General features: G+C 70.3%; 13 protein-coding genes. 8 read left to right on the top strand and 5 right to left on the bottom strand.

Annotated elements, in window-relative coordinates; all coding sequences use genetic code 11:
• Positions 1 to 2: 2 nt before the first annotated feature.
• The 4 genes from ACJ8AN_RS09560 (at position 3) to ACJ8AN_RS09545 (ending at position 4,425) form a co-directional block, all read left to right on the top strand.
• Positions 3 to 1,400 carry a MopE-related protein gene (locus ACJ8AN_RS09560; protein WP_407754963.1) on the top strand — a complete coding sequence of 466 codons (1,398 nt, stop codon included), beginning with the start codon at positions 3 to 5 and terminating at the stop codon, positions 1,398 to 1,400.
• A 178-nt stretch (positions 1,401 to 1,578) separates the two neighbouring features.
• A complete protein-coding gene (locus ACJ8AN_RS09555; protein ID WP_407754962.1) occupies positions 1,579 to 3,042 on the top strand; it encodes a serine/threonine-protein kinase in 1,464 nt (487 codons plus the stop codon).
• Positions 3,017 to 3,697 carry a tetratricopeptide repeat protein gene (locus ACJ8AN_RS09550; RefSeq protein ID WP_407754961.1) on the top strand — a complete coding sequence of 227 codons (681 nt, stop codon included), beginning with the start codon at positions 3,017 to 3,019 and terminating at the stop codon, positions 3,695 to 3,697. Before ACJ8AN_RS09555 ends, ACJ8AN_RS09550 begins: the two co-directional genes overlap by 26 nt.
• A gap of 32 nt (positions 3,698 to 3,729) precedes the next feature.
• The gene (locus ACJ8AN_RS09545) at positions 3,730 to 4,425 is read left to right on the top strand and encodes a hypothetical protein (protein WP_407754960.1); all 696 of its coding nucleotides are present in this window, start codon (positions 3,730 to 3,732) and stop codon (positions 4,423 to 4,425) included.
• A 19-nt stretch (positions 4,426 to 4,444) separates the two neighbouring features.
• On the opposite strand, the gene ACJ8AN_RS09540 is transcribed toward ACJ8AN_RS09545, so the two are convergent.
• Complete coding sequence (locus ACJ8AN_RS09540; RefSeq protein WP_407754959.1) at positions 4,445 to 4,993, bottom strand: FHA domain-containing protein; 549 nt, start codon at positions 4,991 to 4,993, stop codon at positions 4,445 to 4,447.
• A 201-nt stretch (positions 4,994 to 5,194) separates the two neighbouring features.
• Between ACJ8AN_RS09540 and ACJ8AN_RS09535 the strand changes: the two genes are divergently transcribed.
• Complete coding sequence (locus ACJ8AN_RS09535; protein ID WP_407754958.1) at positions 5,195 to 9,886, top strand: amidohydrolase family protein; 4,692 nt, start codon at positions 5,195 to 5,197, stop codon at positions 9,884 to 9,886.
• 105 nt (positions 9,887 to 9,991) lie between these two features.
• On the opposite strand, the gene ACJ8AN_RS09530 is transcribed toward ACJ8AN_RS09535, so the two are convergent.
• Both ACJ8AN_RS09530 and ACJ8AN_RS09525 read right to left on the bottom strand, forming a co-directional pair.
• The gene (locus ACJ8AN_RS09530; RefSeq protein ID WP_407754957.1) at positions 9,992 to 10,642 is read right to left on the bottom strand and encodes a TetR/AcrR family transcriptional regulator; all 651 of its coding nucleotides are present in this window, start codon (positions 10,640 to 10,642) and stop codon (positions 9,992 to 9,994) included.
• Positions 10,643 to 10,688: 46 nt separating this feature from the next.
• On the bottom strand, positions 10,689 to 11,882 hold the full coding sequence (locus tag ACJ8AN_RS09525; RefSeq protein ID WP_407754956.1) for a metallophosphoesterase: 1,194 nt from the start codon (positions 11,880 to 11,882) through the stop codon (positions 10,689 to 10,691).
• Between the two features lie 343 nt (positions 11,883 to 12,225).
• Here ACJ8AN_RS09525 and ACJ8AN_RS09520 point away from each other — a divergent pair, with 343 nt between their 5' ends.
• Both ACJ8AN_RS09520 and ACJ8AN_RS09515 read left to right on the top strand, forming a co-directional pair.
• Entirely contained in the window at positions 12,226 to 12,504 is a 279-nt protein-coding gene (locus tag ACJ8AN_RS09520) for a Tox-REase-5 domain-containing protein (protein ID WP_407754955.1), read from the top strand.
• Between the two features lie 11 nt (positions 12,505 to 12,515).
• On the top strand, positions 12,516 to 13,247 hold the full coding sequence (locus tag ACJ8AN_RS09515) for an immunity 52 family protein (protein WP_407754954.1): 732 nt from the start codon (positions 12,516 to 12,518) through the stop codon (positions 13,245 to 13,247).
• Positions 13,248 to 13,251: 4 nt separating this feature from the next.
• Here ACJ8AN_RS09515 and ACJ8AN_RS09510 read toward each other — a convergent pair whose 3' ends face one another.
• Both ACJ8AN_RS09510 and ACJ8AN_RS09505 read right to left on the bottom strand, forming a co-directional pair.
• A complete protein-coding gene (locus tag ACJ8AN_RS09510) occupies positions 13,252 to 14,154 on the bottom strand; it encodes a TIGR01777 family oxidoreductase (RefSeq protein ID WP_407754953.1) in 903 nt (300 codons plus the stop codon).
• Entirely contained in the window at positions 14,151 to 14,705 is a 555-nt protein-coding gene (locus tag ACJ8AN_RS09505) for a hypothetical protein (RefSeq protein ID WP_407754952.1), read from the bottom strand. The genes ACJ8AN_RS09510 and ACJ8AN_RS09505 overlap by 4 nt, the downstream gene beginning before the upstream one ends.
• Before the next feature lie 114 nt (positions 14,706 to 14,819).
• Between ACJ8AN_RS09505 and ACJ8AN_RS09500 the strand changes: the two genes are divergently transcribed.
• Positions 14,820 to 15,902, top strand: a complete 1,083-nt coding sequence (locus tag ACJ8AN_RS09500; protein WP_407754951.1) for a polyprenyl synthetase family protein — start codon at positions 14,820 to 14,822, stop codon at positions 15,900 to 15,902.
• Positions 15,903 to 15,907: the final 5 nt, after the last annotated feature.

Below are 15,907 nucleotides of genomic sequence, written 5' to 3'. Positions count from 1 at the left end.
ACATGAAGTCCATCTCTTCTCTCTTCTGCTGTCTGCTGCTCGCGCTCGGCGCCGCGGCCTGTTGGGTGCCGGAGCTGCCGGACACCACCGTCTTCGCCTGCGACACGGCCGAGGACTGCGCCCAGGACGGCGTGACGTGCGCGCCCCCCCGGGCCGCCGGTGAGCGCGGCTACTGCTGCACCCCCTCCGCCGAGGTGTGCAATGGCGTCGACGACAACTGCAACGGCGTGAAGGACGACCTGGCCGACTCCACCTGCTACGGCGGCCCCACGGGCACCCTGGGCAAGGGCATCTGCCAGGCCGGCAAGCCCGCCTGCGGCACCAACGGCGCGGTGGTGTGCGTGGGCGAGGTGCGGCCCGCCGCCACCGAGACGTGCAACGGCAAGGATGACAACTGCGACGGCCAGGTGGACGAGGGCTTCAACTTCCAGACGGACCTCGCCAACTGCGGCACGTGCGGCAACCTCTGCAACGCGGTGACGCAGCAGTGCATCGACGGCTCCTGCCAGAAGCGCCAGGAGCTGAACTGCTCGGACACCACCGACAACGACGGGGACGGCTCCGCGGACTGCGCCGACAGCGACTGCAACAACCAGTCGTGCGGCGCCACCTGCATCTGCATCGGCGGCAAGCCCGGCGAGGCCGTGTGCAGCGACAACGTGGACAACGACGGCGACAGCGACATCGACTGCGTCGACACCGACTGCGCCGGCAAGTCGTGCGGCACCGGCTGCCTCTGCCAGAGCTTCGGCAAGACGGAGACCGCGTGCGGCGACGGCGTCGACAACGACGGCAACAACGGCATCGACTGCGCGGACGTCGACTGCGCGAACCTCTCCTGCGGCACCGGCTGCCTCTGCCAGAGCGGCGTCAAGGCGGAGACGGTGTGCAACGACGGCCTCGACAACGACGGCAACAACGGCATCGACTGCTTGGACACGGCCGACTGCAACGGCAAGGAATGCGGCCTGGGTGGCTGCACCTGCCAGGGCGGCGTCAAGACGGAGACCCTCTGCAACGACGGCTTGGACAACGACGGAAACAGCGGGGTCGACTGTGCGGATCCGGACTGCGACGGCAAGAACCCCACCAGCGGCTCCCAGTGCATCGGCGGGGTGAAGGTGGAGATCGCCTGCACGGACGGCACCGACAACGACGGCAACGGGAAGATCGACTGCGCCGCGGGCAACGCGGACCCCAACTGCGTCAACGGCTCCTGCGGCGTGGGCTGCTCCTTCGTCAACTGCGGCAAGAAGGAGACCCTCTGCAACGACCGCATCGACAACGACGGCAACAACGGCATCGACTGCGCCGACAAGTCGGACTGCCCCACGGGCACGGCCTGCACCAAGAGCACCGGCGCGGCGGGCACCTGCCAGAACAACGGCACGTGCAACTGAGCGTGTGCGGTTGAGGCGTACCTGAGTGCGGGCTCGCCCCAAGGGGCGGGCCCGTGCTCATTTCCGAGCACCCGCGCACTCTTCGGCGCCGTGCGCGGGACAGAAGAGTCGTCAGGCTGGAGACATCCTTCCCTGTGTGGGTTGCCGGGGATTGAGAGGATGAAAAGGTTTGCCGCCCATGCGCGGCGACGACCTCATCTCGGGCACGATGCTCTCCGGCAGCGTCCACTCCGCCGGAGGTTCTTCCTCGGTCGCGGATCGCGAGCTCCAGGAAGGCGATGTCCTGGGCTCCTACCAATTGGAGCGCCTGCTGGGCGAGGGCTCCATGGGGCAGGTGTTCCAGGCCCGGCACGTGCGGCTGGGGCGCCAGGTGGCCCTCAAGGTGCTGCGCTCGGCCTTCGCCCATGACGGCGGCTTCGTGCAGCGCTTCTTCCAGGAGGCGCGCGCCGTCAATCAGATCAACCACGAGCACATCGTCGAAATCTTCGACTTCGTGGAGGACGCGCGCCAGGGCCGTGTCTACTGCGTGATGGAGCTGCTGCGCGGGCAGAGCCTCTCGGCGCTCCTGAAGGAGGAGCAGCTGTCGGTGGCGCGCATCCGCCGCATCATGGTGCAGGTGTGCGCGGCGCTCGGTGCGGCGCACCAGCTCGGGGTGGTGCACCGGGATGTGAAGCCGGACAACCTCTTCGTCACCCACAAGGGCGGGCAGGCGGACTTCGTCAAGGTGCTCGACTTCGGGGTGGCCAAGCTGCTCACCGCCGAGGGCACCAGCGGCACGCTGGACGGCACCATCATCGGCACGCCCACGTACATGTCGCCGGAGCAGGCCGCGGGCCTGCCGGTGGACCAGCGCGCGGACATCTACGCGGTGGGCACCGTGCTCTACGAGCTGCTCGGGGGACAGCCGCCCTTCGTGGCGCCCAACTTCGGCCAGCTGATGGTGAAGGTTCTCACCGAGGCGCCGCCCGCGCTGCCCTCGCACACGCCGGCGGGCGAGCCGGTGCCGCAGGCGCTGGCGCAGCTCGCGTTGCGCTGCATGGCCAAGGAGCCCGCGGACCGGCCGCAGCAGCTCTCCGAGGTCATCACCGCGCTGCTGGTGGACGCGCCGCAAGAGGCCCGGCTGCTGCTGCCCGAGGAGCGGCCCACCCAGCCCATGGCGGTGCCCGCGGGCCTGTCCGGTGCGCGGCGTCCGTGGCTGGCGGTGGGCCTGAGCGTGCTGGCGGTGGTGGGCGCGGGGCTCGCCCTGTGGAAGGGCGTGGAGCGGGGCTCGGCTCCGGCCGCGGTGCAGGAGAGCGGGGCCCGGCAGGAGGAGGCGCTGGCCTCCGTCGCGCTCACCGTGCGCTCCGTGCCCGAGGGCGCCCGGGTGGTGCGCGCGGATACCGGGGAGGCGCTCGGGGTGACGCCGCTGGTGGCGCGGCTGCCGCGGGCGGACGCGGCGCTGGGGCTCCGGGTGGAGCTGGCCGGCTTCGTTCCGAGCGAGCAGGAGGTGCGGCTCGACTCGCCCGCGACGCTCGAGGTGCCGCTCGTCCCGGTGGCGCAGGGGTCGCGGCAGGGCGAGGGGCGCACGCCCGTGCGTGGCTCCGCCCACCGCAAGCAGGACGTGGGGGTTCGCGATGATGTCATTGATCCATTCGCTCGCTGAGCGCTCCGGGGTGGCGGTGCTGGTGGCGGTGGCGCTCGCGGTGGCGCCGCTGTCCGTGCGCGCCGCGGACGAGGACGCGGGGCCCGGTGTGGAGGCGCAGGCCCGCGCCAGGTTCGCCGAGGGCAACGTCTCCTACGATCTGGCCGAGTTCCAGAAGGCCCTGGACGCCTACAGCGAGGCGTACCGGCTGATGCCGCTGCCGGGCTTCCTCTTCAACATCGCCCAGTGCCACCGGCAGCTGGGCCGCCCCGAGCGCGCTGGCTTCTTCTACCGGCGCTACCTGTCGCTCTCGAAGGAGGAGCCGTCCAACGCCGGGCTGGTGCGCCAGCTCATCTCGGAGATGGACGTGCAGGTGCGCAAGGAGCAGGAGCGGCGCCTCACCCGCGAGGAGACGGCGAGGGACCGGGCCGCGGCGCTGCGGGCGCAGGCGGAGGCCACGGCCGCGCGCCGCGTGCAGCAGCAGGGCGATCGCAAGCGCACGTTGGATCCCCGCGCCACGGCGTCGACGCCGGCCGAGGTGAAGGGCGGCGACAGCCTGGCGAAGAAGTGGTGGGTGTGGGCGGGGGCGGGCGCCGTGGCGGTGATCGCCGGCGGCGTCATCTACGCGGCCACCGCGCCCCAGCCGCGCCCCACGTCGCTGGGAACCATCCGCTAGTTCCGGGCGTTGACCGTGGCATGGTGAACGCCATGCGCGCTCGGGTCTTCGTCTTCGTGGGGCTGCTGCTCTCGGCTCCGCTCTCTCATGCCGCCGCTCCTTCCCCCGCGGCGGCCGTCGGGCTCCTCGTCCATGCCCAGCACGGCATCAACGAGATGTCGGGCAAGGAGGTGATGGACACGTGGGAAGCGGTGCGCCGCGACCCCGGGCCCTATCTTCCCCACCTGAGGACGTGGATCTCCGTGGAGCGCATCGAGGCGGCGAAGGACCCGGTACAGCTCCATGCGCCCCTCAATGCGCTCCGGCTCCTGCTCCTGCTGGGCGGGAGGGAGGAGCGGGGCTTCGCGAGGGATTTCCTGAAGCAACTCCAGGCGAAGCGGGATGCGCTCACCGTGCAGGTGCAGGCGCGGATCCGTGCCGCCGGTGCCGCCTCCCAGGCGCTTCGCGACGACGCCTCCTTCCGGGCCCTCATCGTACGCCGGGGCCCTTTCACCCAATTCGAGCGGGAGGTGCTCCGGCACTTCGCCGGGTTGGGAGACCCGTCCCTGCGCGACATCCTGCTGCCGCGCCTGGATCAGGACTCGGACATGCGTGACCCGTACATCGAGTACTTCGAGGCCACGTGCCGGAAGGATCCGCTCGTCCGGGCGCGCCTGAAGAAGATGCTCGAAGCGCCGCCCTCGCCCCAGACGGCGGGGGCGCTGCGGCACTTCTTCGAGGAGCCGTAGCCCGCGGGCGTCCCGGCGCTCAGGCCGGGTTCTGCTGGGGGCCGCGCTGGTTGGCGAGCATGAGCGCGGCCGTGTGGCCCATGCGCGCGTGGAAGCTCTCGGCGTCGTGGAAGGTGAGCCGCACGTCGCCCAGCTGCAGCTGCATGCCGGACTCCAGGGGCAGGGGCTGACCGGGCCGCAGCAGCTTGCCGCCGAGCATCGCCGGGCCGCCCTGGGCCAGGGCCTCCACCGTCCAACGGCCGTCCGGCTGGGCGTGCAGCACCAGGTGCTCGCGCGACACCGTGGCGTCGTTGATGACGAAGGCGTTGTGCGAGGCCCGTCCCAGCGACAGCGTGTCCCGGCCGGGGGCGAGCGCCAGCTCGAAGCACATGGCGTCCCCCGAGGGCAGACAGTCCCGGAGATCCGAGGTGGGCAAACGGGTGGTGCCGTGGTTCTGCTCGCTGGTCTCCGGCACGTTCCACACGCCCGCTTCCCACACCAACCAACTGTGCGGGTACCGGGCCCGGAACTTCTCCTTGAGTGCGAGGTGCTGCCGCACGAGCAGCGAGAGCAGCAGAGAGCGCGCCATGATGGGAGAGAGAATCACCTTCGAGGTCTGATCGCCACTGCAACGGAGTCGGGAGTCTCCGGGTTGTCCAAGAGTGCGCGTTTGTGAGGGGCGTTTTCGAGCGGGAGCAGGCGTCCGGCCAGAGGGCCTGGATTTTCCCTCGGGTCACCTCCGGCGTAAGGTGTCGCCCAGCTTACACCCCCAAACCCCCCCAGGGACCGCATGCGCAAAAACCCACGCCACCTGCTGGCATTGCTGGGAGCAGGACTTCTCCTGCTCACCGCTTGCCAACCGTCCGAGGAGTGCGGCAACGGCCGTGTCGAGGGCAAGGAGCAATGTGACGACGGCAACACCGTCAACGACGACGCCTGTTCCAACAGCTGCACCACGGTGACGCAGGAGTCGGTCTGCGGCAACGGCGTGATGGATGTCGGCGAGGCGTGTGACGACGGCAACCTCCGCAATGGCGACGGCTGCCAGAGCGACTGCAGCGTCACCCCGCCGGGCCAGGAAATCCTCCACGAGTGCGGCAACGGCGTGCGCGAGGTCGAGGAGTCCTGCGACGACGGCAACAAGGTGGACGGTGACGGGTGCGAGAGCACCTGCGTGCGCACGCCCAAGGCGGCGGAGCAGTGCCCCGGGGCGGCGAGCCTGCCGCAGCCGGAGGCGGGGGCCACCTGCAAGGTGATTCAGCCCGCCGGTACCCCCAACGGCGCGCGCCTCTACATGGGCGTGGTGCTGATGGATGGCAAGACGCTCAACGGAGGCCAGGTGCTGGTGGACTCCACGGGCACCATCACCTGCTCGGCGTGCGACTGCTCGGGCGAGGCCGCCGCGGCCGATGCCGTGCAGATCTCCTGCCCCCAGGGTGTCATCTCCCCGGGCCTCATCAACTCGCACGACCACATCGACTACCAGCAGGCTCCGGCGGCGGGGAAGGCGGAGCGCTACGAGCACCGCCACGACTGGCGCGTCGGCGGCGCCTCGCATGACGGCCACACGAAGCTCACCAGCGGCAACACCACGAACGACGCCAACGTGAAGGCGTGGGCCGAGCTGCGCCAGGTGATGGCCGGCACCACCTCCATCGCCAGCTCCGGCGGCCAGAAGGGCCTGCTGCGCGAGCTTCAGGCGAGCAAGTTCGCCACCACGGGCAACCAGGAGGGCCTGAAGGAGCCCAACCTGTTCTTCGAGACCTTCCCCCTCAATGACACGGGCGGCAAGGAGCTGACGAGCGGGTGCGACTACCCGGCCTCGGGCATCGACCGGCCGGACTCGATTCCGGCGCTCGCGGCCTTCCTGCCGCACGTGGCCGAGGGCATCGAGGAGTCGGCGCACAACGAGTTCCGCTGCGTGTCGGGCCAGGGCTCGGGCAGCCAGGATCTGCTGACGTCCCACACGGCCATCATCCACGGCGTGGGCCTCACGGCGGCGGAGATGGCGAAGATGGCCGAGCGTGGCACGGGCCTCATCTGGTCGCCCCGCTCCAACGTGTCCCTGTACGGCGACACGGCCATGGTCACCGCCTACAAGACGATGGGCGTGAAGATCGCCCTGGGCACCGACTGGCTGCAGTCGGGCTCCATGAACATCCTGCACGAGCTGCAGTGCGCCAACTACCTCAACCAGGTGCACTACTCGCGCGAGTTCTCCGACGAGGAGCTGTGGCGCATGGTCACCGCGAACGCCGCGGACCTGACCGAGACCTGGGAGAAGGTGGGCCGTATCTCCAAGGGCAAGGTGGCCGACCTGGCCATCTTCAAGCTCAACGGGAACACCGCGTCGCCGCACCGCTCCGTCATCGACGCGAAGCCGGAGGACGTGGTCCTCACCCTGCGCGGCGGCAAGCCGCTCTACGGTGACCAGACCCTGGTGAACGCGCTGACCCCGGCCACGGAGACGTGTGATGCGGTGGCGGTGTGCGGCTCCTCCAAGGCGGTGTGCGTGCAGTCCGAGCTGACCAAGAGCCTGTCGGATCTGCAGAAGGGCAACGCCAGCTCCTACCCGCTCTTCTTCTGCGCGGACGTGCCGGCGACGAACGAGCCCACCTGCGAGCCGCAGCGCACCATCACCACCGTCTCCGCGACCACCCCCGTGCTGGCCTCGGTGAATGGTTCCACCGTGTACAGCGGCACGCGCCGGCTGGCCGACTACGACGGCGACGGCATCGCCAACGCCCAGGACAACTGCCCCATCGTCTTCAACGCCATCCGCCCGATGGACAACGGCAAGCAGGCGGACACCGACGGCGATGGCCTGGGTGACGCGTGCGACCCGTGCCCGCTCGCCGCTGGCACCACGAGCTGCTCGGCCCCCAATCCCGCGGACGAGGACGGGGATGGCATCTCCAGCCCCACCGACAACTGCCCCGGCGTGGCCAACGCGGACCAGACGGACACGGACAAGGACGGCCGCGGTGACGCGTGCGACGCCTGCCGCACCGCGGACCCGGACGACGTCTACTGCTCCGTCTCCATCTACGACCTGCGCAAGCCGGTCGACGGCAAGCACCCGTTCGTCGCCTACACGGTCACCATCCCCACGGCGCTGGTGACGTTCGCGACGGACAAGAACTACTTCATCCAGGTGATCGACGACGAGCGGGCCACCGGTGGCGTGGACTACTCCGGCCTCTACGTCTTCTCCTCGACGCCCATGCCCAAGGCGGGCGACATCATCAGCGTCGACAACGCCGTGCTGAAGGACTTCTTCGGCCAGCTGGAGCTGGACAGCGCCCACATCACCATCAAGAGCAGCGGCAACCCGCTGCCGGCCCCCATCGCCGTGACGCCGGCCGAGGTGCGCACCGGTGGCTCGCGTGCCGATGCTCTCGAGAACGTTCTGGTGGACCTCACCGACGTCTTCGTGACGAGGCAGGACACCGCCTTCAACGAATTCGTCGTCGACAGCACGGCGGGCTCGGATGCCGCGACCGCGGGTGTGATCGTGGACAACGGCATCTACACGGTCGCTCCGCTTCCGGCGGTCGGCTCGGAGTACCACCGCATCCGGGGCATCCTGAGCTGGCGCAACAGCAACTCCAAGCTGGAGCTGCGCGACGCGAATGATCTGTTCGGACTCCAGCCGGCGCTCGTCTCCTTCGGCTCGGCCTCCCAGCAGTTCATCCGGGTCAACCCGGCCTGCGACCCCGCCGGTTGCTCCATCATCGGCACGCCGAAGCTCACCGTGACGATGGCCAGCACCTACGTCGAGGACGTGGCGGTCACCGTCACCTCCGCGGACCCGAGCACGCTGGTGGTGGCCAATGGCGGCAAGGTGGTCATCCCCGCCGGTCAGACCAGCGCCGAGGTGAAGCTCATCCCGGTGGCCCAGGCCGCGGGCGTGAAGCTCACCGCCACGCTGCACGGAGTGAGCCTGAACACCACGGTGCGCGTGCTGGGCACCAATGAGGTGTCCACGCTCACCTCGCTCTCGCCGGACCCCATCGTCACCGCTCCGGGCTACGAGGTGACGCTCACCGCCCGCCTGGACATCCCGGCTCCCGAGGGCACCACGCTCGATGTCGTCGTGACGCCGCTCGAGCTCGGTACGGTGGACACCCCGACGGTGACCGTCGGGAAGGACGCCACCACGGCCAGCTTCACCTTCTCCGCCGACCCTGCGGCGGCCACCACGGCCTCGGGCTCCATCACGGTCCGCCTGGGCGCCACCAGCGAGGTGACGACCGCGGTCAACTTCACCGACAACTTCCCGTCGGTCACGGGTCTCACCCCGTCCACGGCCACCGTCATCCAGGGCACCACCCAGGAGTTCACGGTGACGCTGGACAAGGCGGGCGATGGTGACGTGCCGGTGAAGCTCGCGGTGGTGCCTCCCACGGGGAGCACGGCCTTCGGGACGGTGCCCTCCACGGTGCTGGTGCCCAAGGGCACCACCTCGGCCACCTTCCTCTTCACCGCGGACGCCGCGGGCAACGGTCAGGGCCTCGTGCGCGCCCTGCTCGGTGGAGCGAAGGTCGATTCCACCGTGAACGTGCGCCCGCCGTACCCGAAGATCCTCAGCCTCACCCCGGCGACGGCCAAGCTCGTTCCCGGCGCTTCGCGGACCTTCACCGTGACGCTCGACAAGGTCGCCGAGGCCGAGGGCTTCACCGTGGCACTCGCCCTGTCCCCCGCCCAGCTGGGCAAGCTCGACATGGCGACCCTGAACATCGCCTCGGGTGCCAAGACGGCCACCGTGACGTTCACCGCGGGCGACACGGACATGACCGGTAAGCTCACGGCCTCCAACACCCTGGGCACGGGCAGCTCGGCCTCCGCGGACCTCGTGGTGGAGACGCTGCCTCCGCACCTCGTCATCAGCGAGTTCGCTCCGCAGGGCGTGTCGGCCACGGGGAGCACCGTCGCCACCGACGAGTTCATCGAGCTCTACAACCCGACCAACGCGGAAGTGGACCTGTCGGGCTGGGTGGTCCAGTACAAGAGCGCCGCGGGCGCGACGTACTCGGGCACCTTCACGTTGCCGGCGGGCGCGAAGATCGTGTCCCATGGCTACTACCTGGTGACCTCGAGCGGCTACACCAACACGGCGGTACCCGGGGACGCGAACTATGGCACCGCGCTCTCGATGGCCGCGGGTGCGACGGGTGGTGGCCACGTGCGCCTGGGCAAGCCGGGCACCACCTCGGCGATCGCGGACCCGCTGGTGGTGGACACGGTGGGCTACGGGACGGGCAACTCTCCCGAGACCACCTCCATCACCCCGATGGCCGTCGCGGCCGGCAGCTTCGAGCGAAAGGCCTACGCCAACTCGACCGCCACCACGATGAGCGCGGGCGGCTCTGATGCGGCGAAGGGCAACGGCTACGACTCGGACAACAACGCGGCCGACTTCGTGGTTCGCCCCACGCGCGACCCGCAGAACGCGTCGAGCGGTGTGACCGAGGCGCCGTAATCCCCAGCCGGGCCCGCTCGCCTCCACCGTGGGGCGGGCGGGGCCGGTGAAGCACCCGACGCCCTCCTCGTCACGCGGTCCGGTGACGTGGGGGGCGTCGTCGTTTCAGCGCTTGAGGGTGATGCCGTCCGCCGTCAGCAGCTGCAGCGTCGAGAGCGCGGGGTCGTACCCCACCGACTCGCGGAACAGGTTCTGGTGCAGCAGCGCGCCCATGAGGCCGCCGAAGACGCTGTGCGCGGTGACGTTCGCGTCCACCTCGGCGCGGAACTCCCGCGTCTTGTGCTGCCCGTAGCGGATGATGTTCTCCAGCACCGCCACGTACAGGCCCAGCTTCTCCCGGATGGCCTCGGCCACCCGGTCGTTCGCGTACGCCGACTCCGCCGCCACCATCCCGAAGAAGATGCCGTACTCGCGGTGGTAGCGCAGGAACTGCTGCGCCCTCGAGATGAACGCCTCGAACTGCTGCCGCGCCGTCAGCCGGCGCTGCTCGCCCAGCAGCTCCTTGAACTCCTCGAGGAAGCGCGCGTGCAGCTCCTCGATGGCGGCCAGAAGCAGGTCCTCCTTCGTCGGGAAGTGCCAGTAGAGCGCCCCGGGCGTCATGCGGATGGCCTTGGCCAGCTCCGCCATCGTGGTCGCGAGGATTCCGCGGCGCGCGAAGAGCGTGATGGCCGCCTCCATGATCTCCACGCGCGTCCGAACCGCGCGCTCCTGCTTGATCTCCCGCTTCGCCGCTGCCTTGCGCATCGCGTCGAGCATCCTACCCACCTGGGGCGTCACGCGTCACGCGAACGTCATGAGCGCCTCACGCGAGCAGCGTCACCTTGACGATCTCCGGAGGCGCGGCCACGCGCAGTGGTGGGCCCCAGAAGCCCGTGCCCCGGCTCACGTAGAGCGAGCTCTCGCCCTCGCGGTACAGCCCGGCGGGGTGCTCCCAGACGGCCGACACCACCAGGTTGAAGGGGAAGAACTGTCCGCCGTGCGTGTGCCCGGACAGCTGCAGTCCCATGCCCGCCTTCAGCGCCTGCTCGCGCCAACCGGCGGGCTGGTGCGCCAGCAGCACCGAGGCCCGCGAGGTGTCTCTCCCCGCCGTGGCCGCCGCCAGGTCGTAGCCGCGGCTCGCCGGGAAGCCCGAGCGCTGGGCACCCCAGTCATCCACGCCCACCAGGTCGAACGAGGCGCCGGGCTCGCCGATGCGCACGTAGCGGTTGCGCAGCACCGTCACGCCCATGCGCGTGAGGGCCTCGCTCCACTCCTCGTCGCCCGAGTAGTACTCGTGGTTGCCGGTGACGAAGTACGTGCCGTGGCGCGAGCGCAGGTTGCGCAGCGCGTCCGCCGCGAAGCCGAGCTCCTCCACGCTGCCGTCCACGAGGTCTCCGGTGATGCACACCAGGTCGCCCTTGAGCGCGTTGGCCTGCGCCACCATGGCGTCCATGAAGCGGCGCTGGATGAGCGGGCCCACGTGGATGTCGCTGAGCTGGACGATGGTGAAGCCATCCAGCGCCTTGGGCAGCCCGGGCAGCCGCACCGCCACCTCGTTCACCACCGGGGGCGAGTAGGCGCGCCACACCCCGTAGCTGGCGATGCCGCCGGAGGCCGCCAGCGCCACGCCCGCGGTGGCCCGGGCGAGGAACTCACGCCGCTCCTCGGACACGGGGGCCACGGGCGCCTCCACCGCGCGCCGACGCTCCAGCCACCCGGACAGCTTGCGCACGCCGCCCAGCACCAGCACCGCCAGCAGCAGGTAGGTGGCCGCGCCCATCCAGAACCAGCTCAGCTGCGCGAGGGCGCTCGCCGGCTCCGGGGGCAGCAGGCGCGTGAGCAACCGCGAGCCGAGCAGCAGTGCCCCCAGCAGCCCCATCACCCCCACGCCCGCCTTGCGCCAGGCGGGGTGCCTCGCCGTGTCCCGGAAGAGGCGCCGGTACAGGTAGATGTGGCCCGACACCACCAACAACGTCAGGATCCCGAAGAAGACGAGGAATTGCGGCTTGATGACCATGGAGCCCTGAAGAGTGACCGGCGCCCGGTGCGCCGCAATTCCATCGTACGTGAAGAAACGTGAAGCCGCTTCCTCACCCCAGGAGCGCATACCCTCCAGGGTCGTCGCACCCGAGGAAAGGCCGCTGTCATGGCAAAGGAGTACAAGAGTCCAGCGCCGAGGCCCGCCGTGATCGGTACGTTGGGGCTGCTGCTCCTGACGATGCAGGCAGCGTGTGCCACGGGTCACCCCATGCACGGCAGTATGGCCACTGCCTCCGGGGTCGAGGGCGAAGCTTCCACCAGCGATACGGGATTCCGTGGCGCTGGTGCGGAGGTTCATCTCAATCCGAGACGGGGAGTGCGTGGATTACGACGGGTTCGACCCCAAGACGGACACCCTGCTCGAAGCCAAGGCGCGTGAGTACGACAAGTGGTTCGACGAGAACCTCGAGCCCAGGTGGGGCTATGAGGGGCTGGAGGGCATGCTGCAGCAGGCTCGACGGCAGGGTCGGTTGGCCGGAGGGCTGCGGCTTCGCTGGCACGTGGCGGAGCCCCGGATGGTCGCGATCCTCCGGAAGTATTTCGATGCCCGAGGCCTTGGCTTTATAGAAGTCGAGTACACCCCGCCACTGCCGCCTTGAGCCCACCCCGTATGAGTGAATCCTATCGCGCCGGAGCGTACTGGGGATGCCGTCCGGAGTCGGCCGACGAGTGCGCCCGGCGCGCGGAGACCTTCTTCCGCCTCCTGGCCGAGTGCCACCCCAGCTATGCGCGCTGGTACGAGCAGGCCAGCTCGCCCAAGAAGGCGCTCCAATTCCCGTTCGAGCCCACGCGCGAGACCTTCGTGCGCTTCTTCGGACAGAAGAAGCACCAGATGGGGAAGGATGGATACAGCTTCAGCGCGTGGACCGGCCATGCAGCACAGGACCAGGGGGGCATGCTCATGGTGTGGTGTGGCGGGGACGCGGCGGTGGCCCCCAACAGTCTTCTCCTCCATTTCCCCCAGGAGGCCCTGGGCCGTGAGCGCATGCTCACCGCTTCCGTGCTCGGCGGCGTGATGCGGGCCCTGGCCGTGGCCTGGGAGCCGGACTGGGCCATCGCCACCGCCGATGGCCTCTGGGAGCAGCTCTCCAACGGCAGCCGCCTCGGCACCTTCGTGGGCTGGATGACGTACGTTTCGCGCCAGCGGGGCGAGGTCCCCGCGCTGCCAGAGCCCGTGCGTGTCGAGCCGGTGGAGGACAAGGGTACCCTCATCCTCCTGTCGCCCGAGCGCCTCACCCCGAGCAACCCCGAGCACGTGGCGCTCGCCCGGCGCGTTCAGCAGGCGCTCGAGGAACGCGGCCTGCTCGGGATGGTGATCGAGCGGCAGTCCGCTCGGACCTGACGTCTCACCCCAGGAGCGCGCGCAGGGCTGCGTGCACCTCGGGGTACTGGAAGCGGAAGCCGGCCTCCTGGGCCACCCGGGGCAGCACCCGCTGGCTGCCGAGCACCGCCTCGGACATGTCCCCGAGGGCCACCTTCAGCGCGAAGCCGGGCACCGGCAGCACCGCCGGCCGGTGCAGCGCCGCGCCAATCGCCCGCGCCATCTCCGCGTTCGTCACCGGCTCGGGCGCCGTCACGTTCATCGGCCCGCGCAATTCCGTGCGCTCCAGCGCGAAGAGCAGCAGCGCGAGCGTGTCGTCGCGGTGCACCCAGCTCATGTACTGCCGCCCCGAGCCCATGCGCCCTCCCAGGCCCATGCGGAAGACGGGCAGCATCTGCGCGAGCGCGCCGCCCTCGGGGTGCAGCACCACGCCGATGCGCGGCAACACCGTGCGGATGCCCGCCGCGGCCGCCTCGAGCGCCTCGGCCTCCCAGGCCCGGCACACGTGCGCGAGGAAGTCGTCCCCGGGCGCGCTGTGCTCCGTCAGCGGCTGCTCGCCCCGGTCGCCGTAGTAGCCAATGGCCGAGGCGGATACGAAGTGGCGCACCGTGCCCGCCGCCTTCATGGCCTCCACCAGCACCCGCGTGCCCACTACCCGGCTGTCGTGGATGCGCTGGCGCGCGCTCTCCGTCCAGCGCTGCGCCACCGGCTCGCCCGCCAGGTGCACCACCGCCTCCGCTCCGCCCAAGGCGTCCGGCGACAGCGGCGTGGCCGCGTCATAGAACGAGCCCGTCACCCCCGCCGGCAGCCTCTCCAGCGCGCGCGCCACGTTGCGCGCCAGCACGTGCACCGCATGGCCCCGGTCCACCAACCGCTGGACGAGCCGCGGGCCGAGGAAACCACTCGCTCCGGTGAGGGCCACCTTCATGGCCGCGGCTCCGGTGCCGTGTCCCGGCCGAGCAGCGCGCCGAGCGCGTGGAAGAACGTCTCCATGTCCTGGTCACCCATGCGCCCTGAATACCGGAAGACGACCTGCCCGGTGCCATCCAATAGCAGCACGGACGACGTCTTCTTCGGCAGGTTCCACGGCGTGGCCCCCAGCGTTCCCTTCAGGTCCACCAGGATGGGAATGCCCCACTTCTTCTCCTCGTCGCGCACGTGCGAGAGCGCGATGCCGCGGGCCGGGAAGAAGTCGTAGGACTCGAGATTGGCCACCGCCACCACCCACACCGCGTCGAGCAGCCCCTGCGTCTTGCCCCGCTCGAAGAGAGCCTCCTTGAAGGCCGAGTTGAGTGTCGTCGAGTGGCGATCCTCGTAGAACAGAATGACGGGTTTTCCCCGCCAGCGGGACAGCACCACTTCCTTTCCGTCCGAACCTCGCAACGTTGCGTCCATCGGTCCGACCTGTGTCTCGGTGGCGGGTGAGGGACTCGCGGCCAACAAGGCGGCCATCAGCATGCCTGCAATCCATGTGGTCATTCGGGGACTCCCGTGGACAAAGCTTGTACCAACATTGGACATAGCCTTGACAAGGGCTGGACACAAAGGTTACCTCCCACCACGAAGTCAGCCACCGCCGTGGAGGAAGCCCGGATGGGCCCGTCGCCGTTCATCGCTGCACCGCCCATGCCCGCTCCGTCGGTGGAGCAGGCGTGGCTGAAGTTGGTGCAGGTCCAGGTGGAGGGCTCGCTGGCGGAGCTGCTGGAGCTGCCGGACGAGGCCCGGTTGGACATGCGTTGGACGGAAGCCCTCGGCCACGTCCGCGAGTACGTGTTGCGCCCCACGTGGCGGATGCGCCCGGCGCTGCTGCTGGCCGGCTACTGCCTGGCGCGGGGCTCGACGACGGTGCCGGCCGGGCTGTGGCGCTTCGCCGCGGGGCTGGAGCTGCTGCACGCCTTCCTGCTCGTGCACGACGACGTGACGGAGCAGCCGGCGCTGCGCCGGGGCGGGCTGGCCATGCACCACCTGCTGGCGCCGGGACGTCCGGGGCAGCACCTGGCCGTGGTGGTGGGAGACCATCTCTTCGCGCGGGCGCTGGAGACGATGGTGGGCTCGGAGCTGCCGGGCGCGGCGCGGGCCAGCGAGTACCACCTGCGGATGTGCCGCTACACGGCGGTGGGGCAGTACCTGGTGGAGCGGGGCGGCGCGCACCTGGGCTCGGGCGGCGTGCGGCGGGCGCTGCGCATGGCGCGTCTGCGCATGCTGCGCGAGGGCCTGTGCTCGGCGCTGGTGTGCGGGGCGATGCTGGCCGGGGCGGACGAGGCCCTGCGGCTGAGGCTGGCGCGGGTGGGCTGCGACGTCGGCCTGGCCTGGGAGCTGCGCGAGGAGGTGCTCGGCCTCTTCGGCGAGCCGCGCGCGGGCACTCGCGCCCCGCGGTGTGACTTCACCCTGGGCCGGCGCACCTTCCCGGTGCTGGCGGCCTGGTCCCGCGCCCCCCCCGAGGTGCGCCGCGAGCTGGAGGCGCTGTGGGCCGTGCCTTCCGAGCGCGAGGACGAAGCCGCGCTCCCGCGGGCGCGCCGGCTGGTGGAGGAGGCCGGGGGCCGCGCCGCCACCGAGCGCCTGGTGGCCCGCTGCTCGAGCAACGCGGTGCGCGCGCTGTCGGCGCTGCCCAACCCCAACGGCCTGAGGGATTTGCTCCAGGCGCTCGTCGGGCAGCTGGCCCATCGGATGTGGTGAGAGGA

The sequence above is a fragment of the Archangium sp. genome (assembly GCF_045802675.1).
In the GTDB taxonomy this organism is placed as follows: Bacteria; Myxococcota; Myxococcia; order Myxococcales; family Myxococcaceae; genus Archangium.
This window is presented reverse-complemented; position numbering and strand designations above follow the sequence as displayed.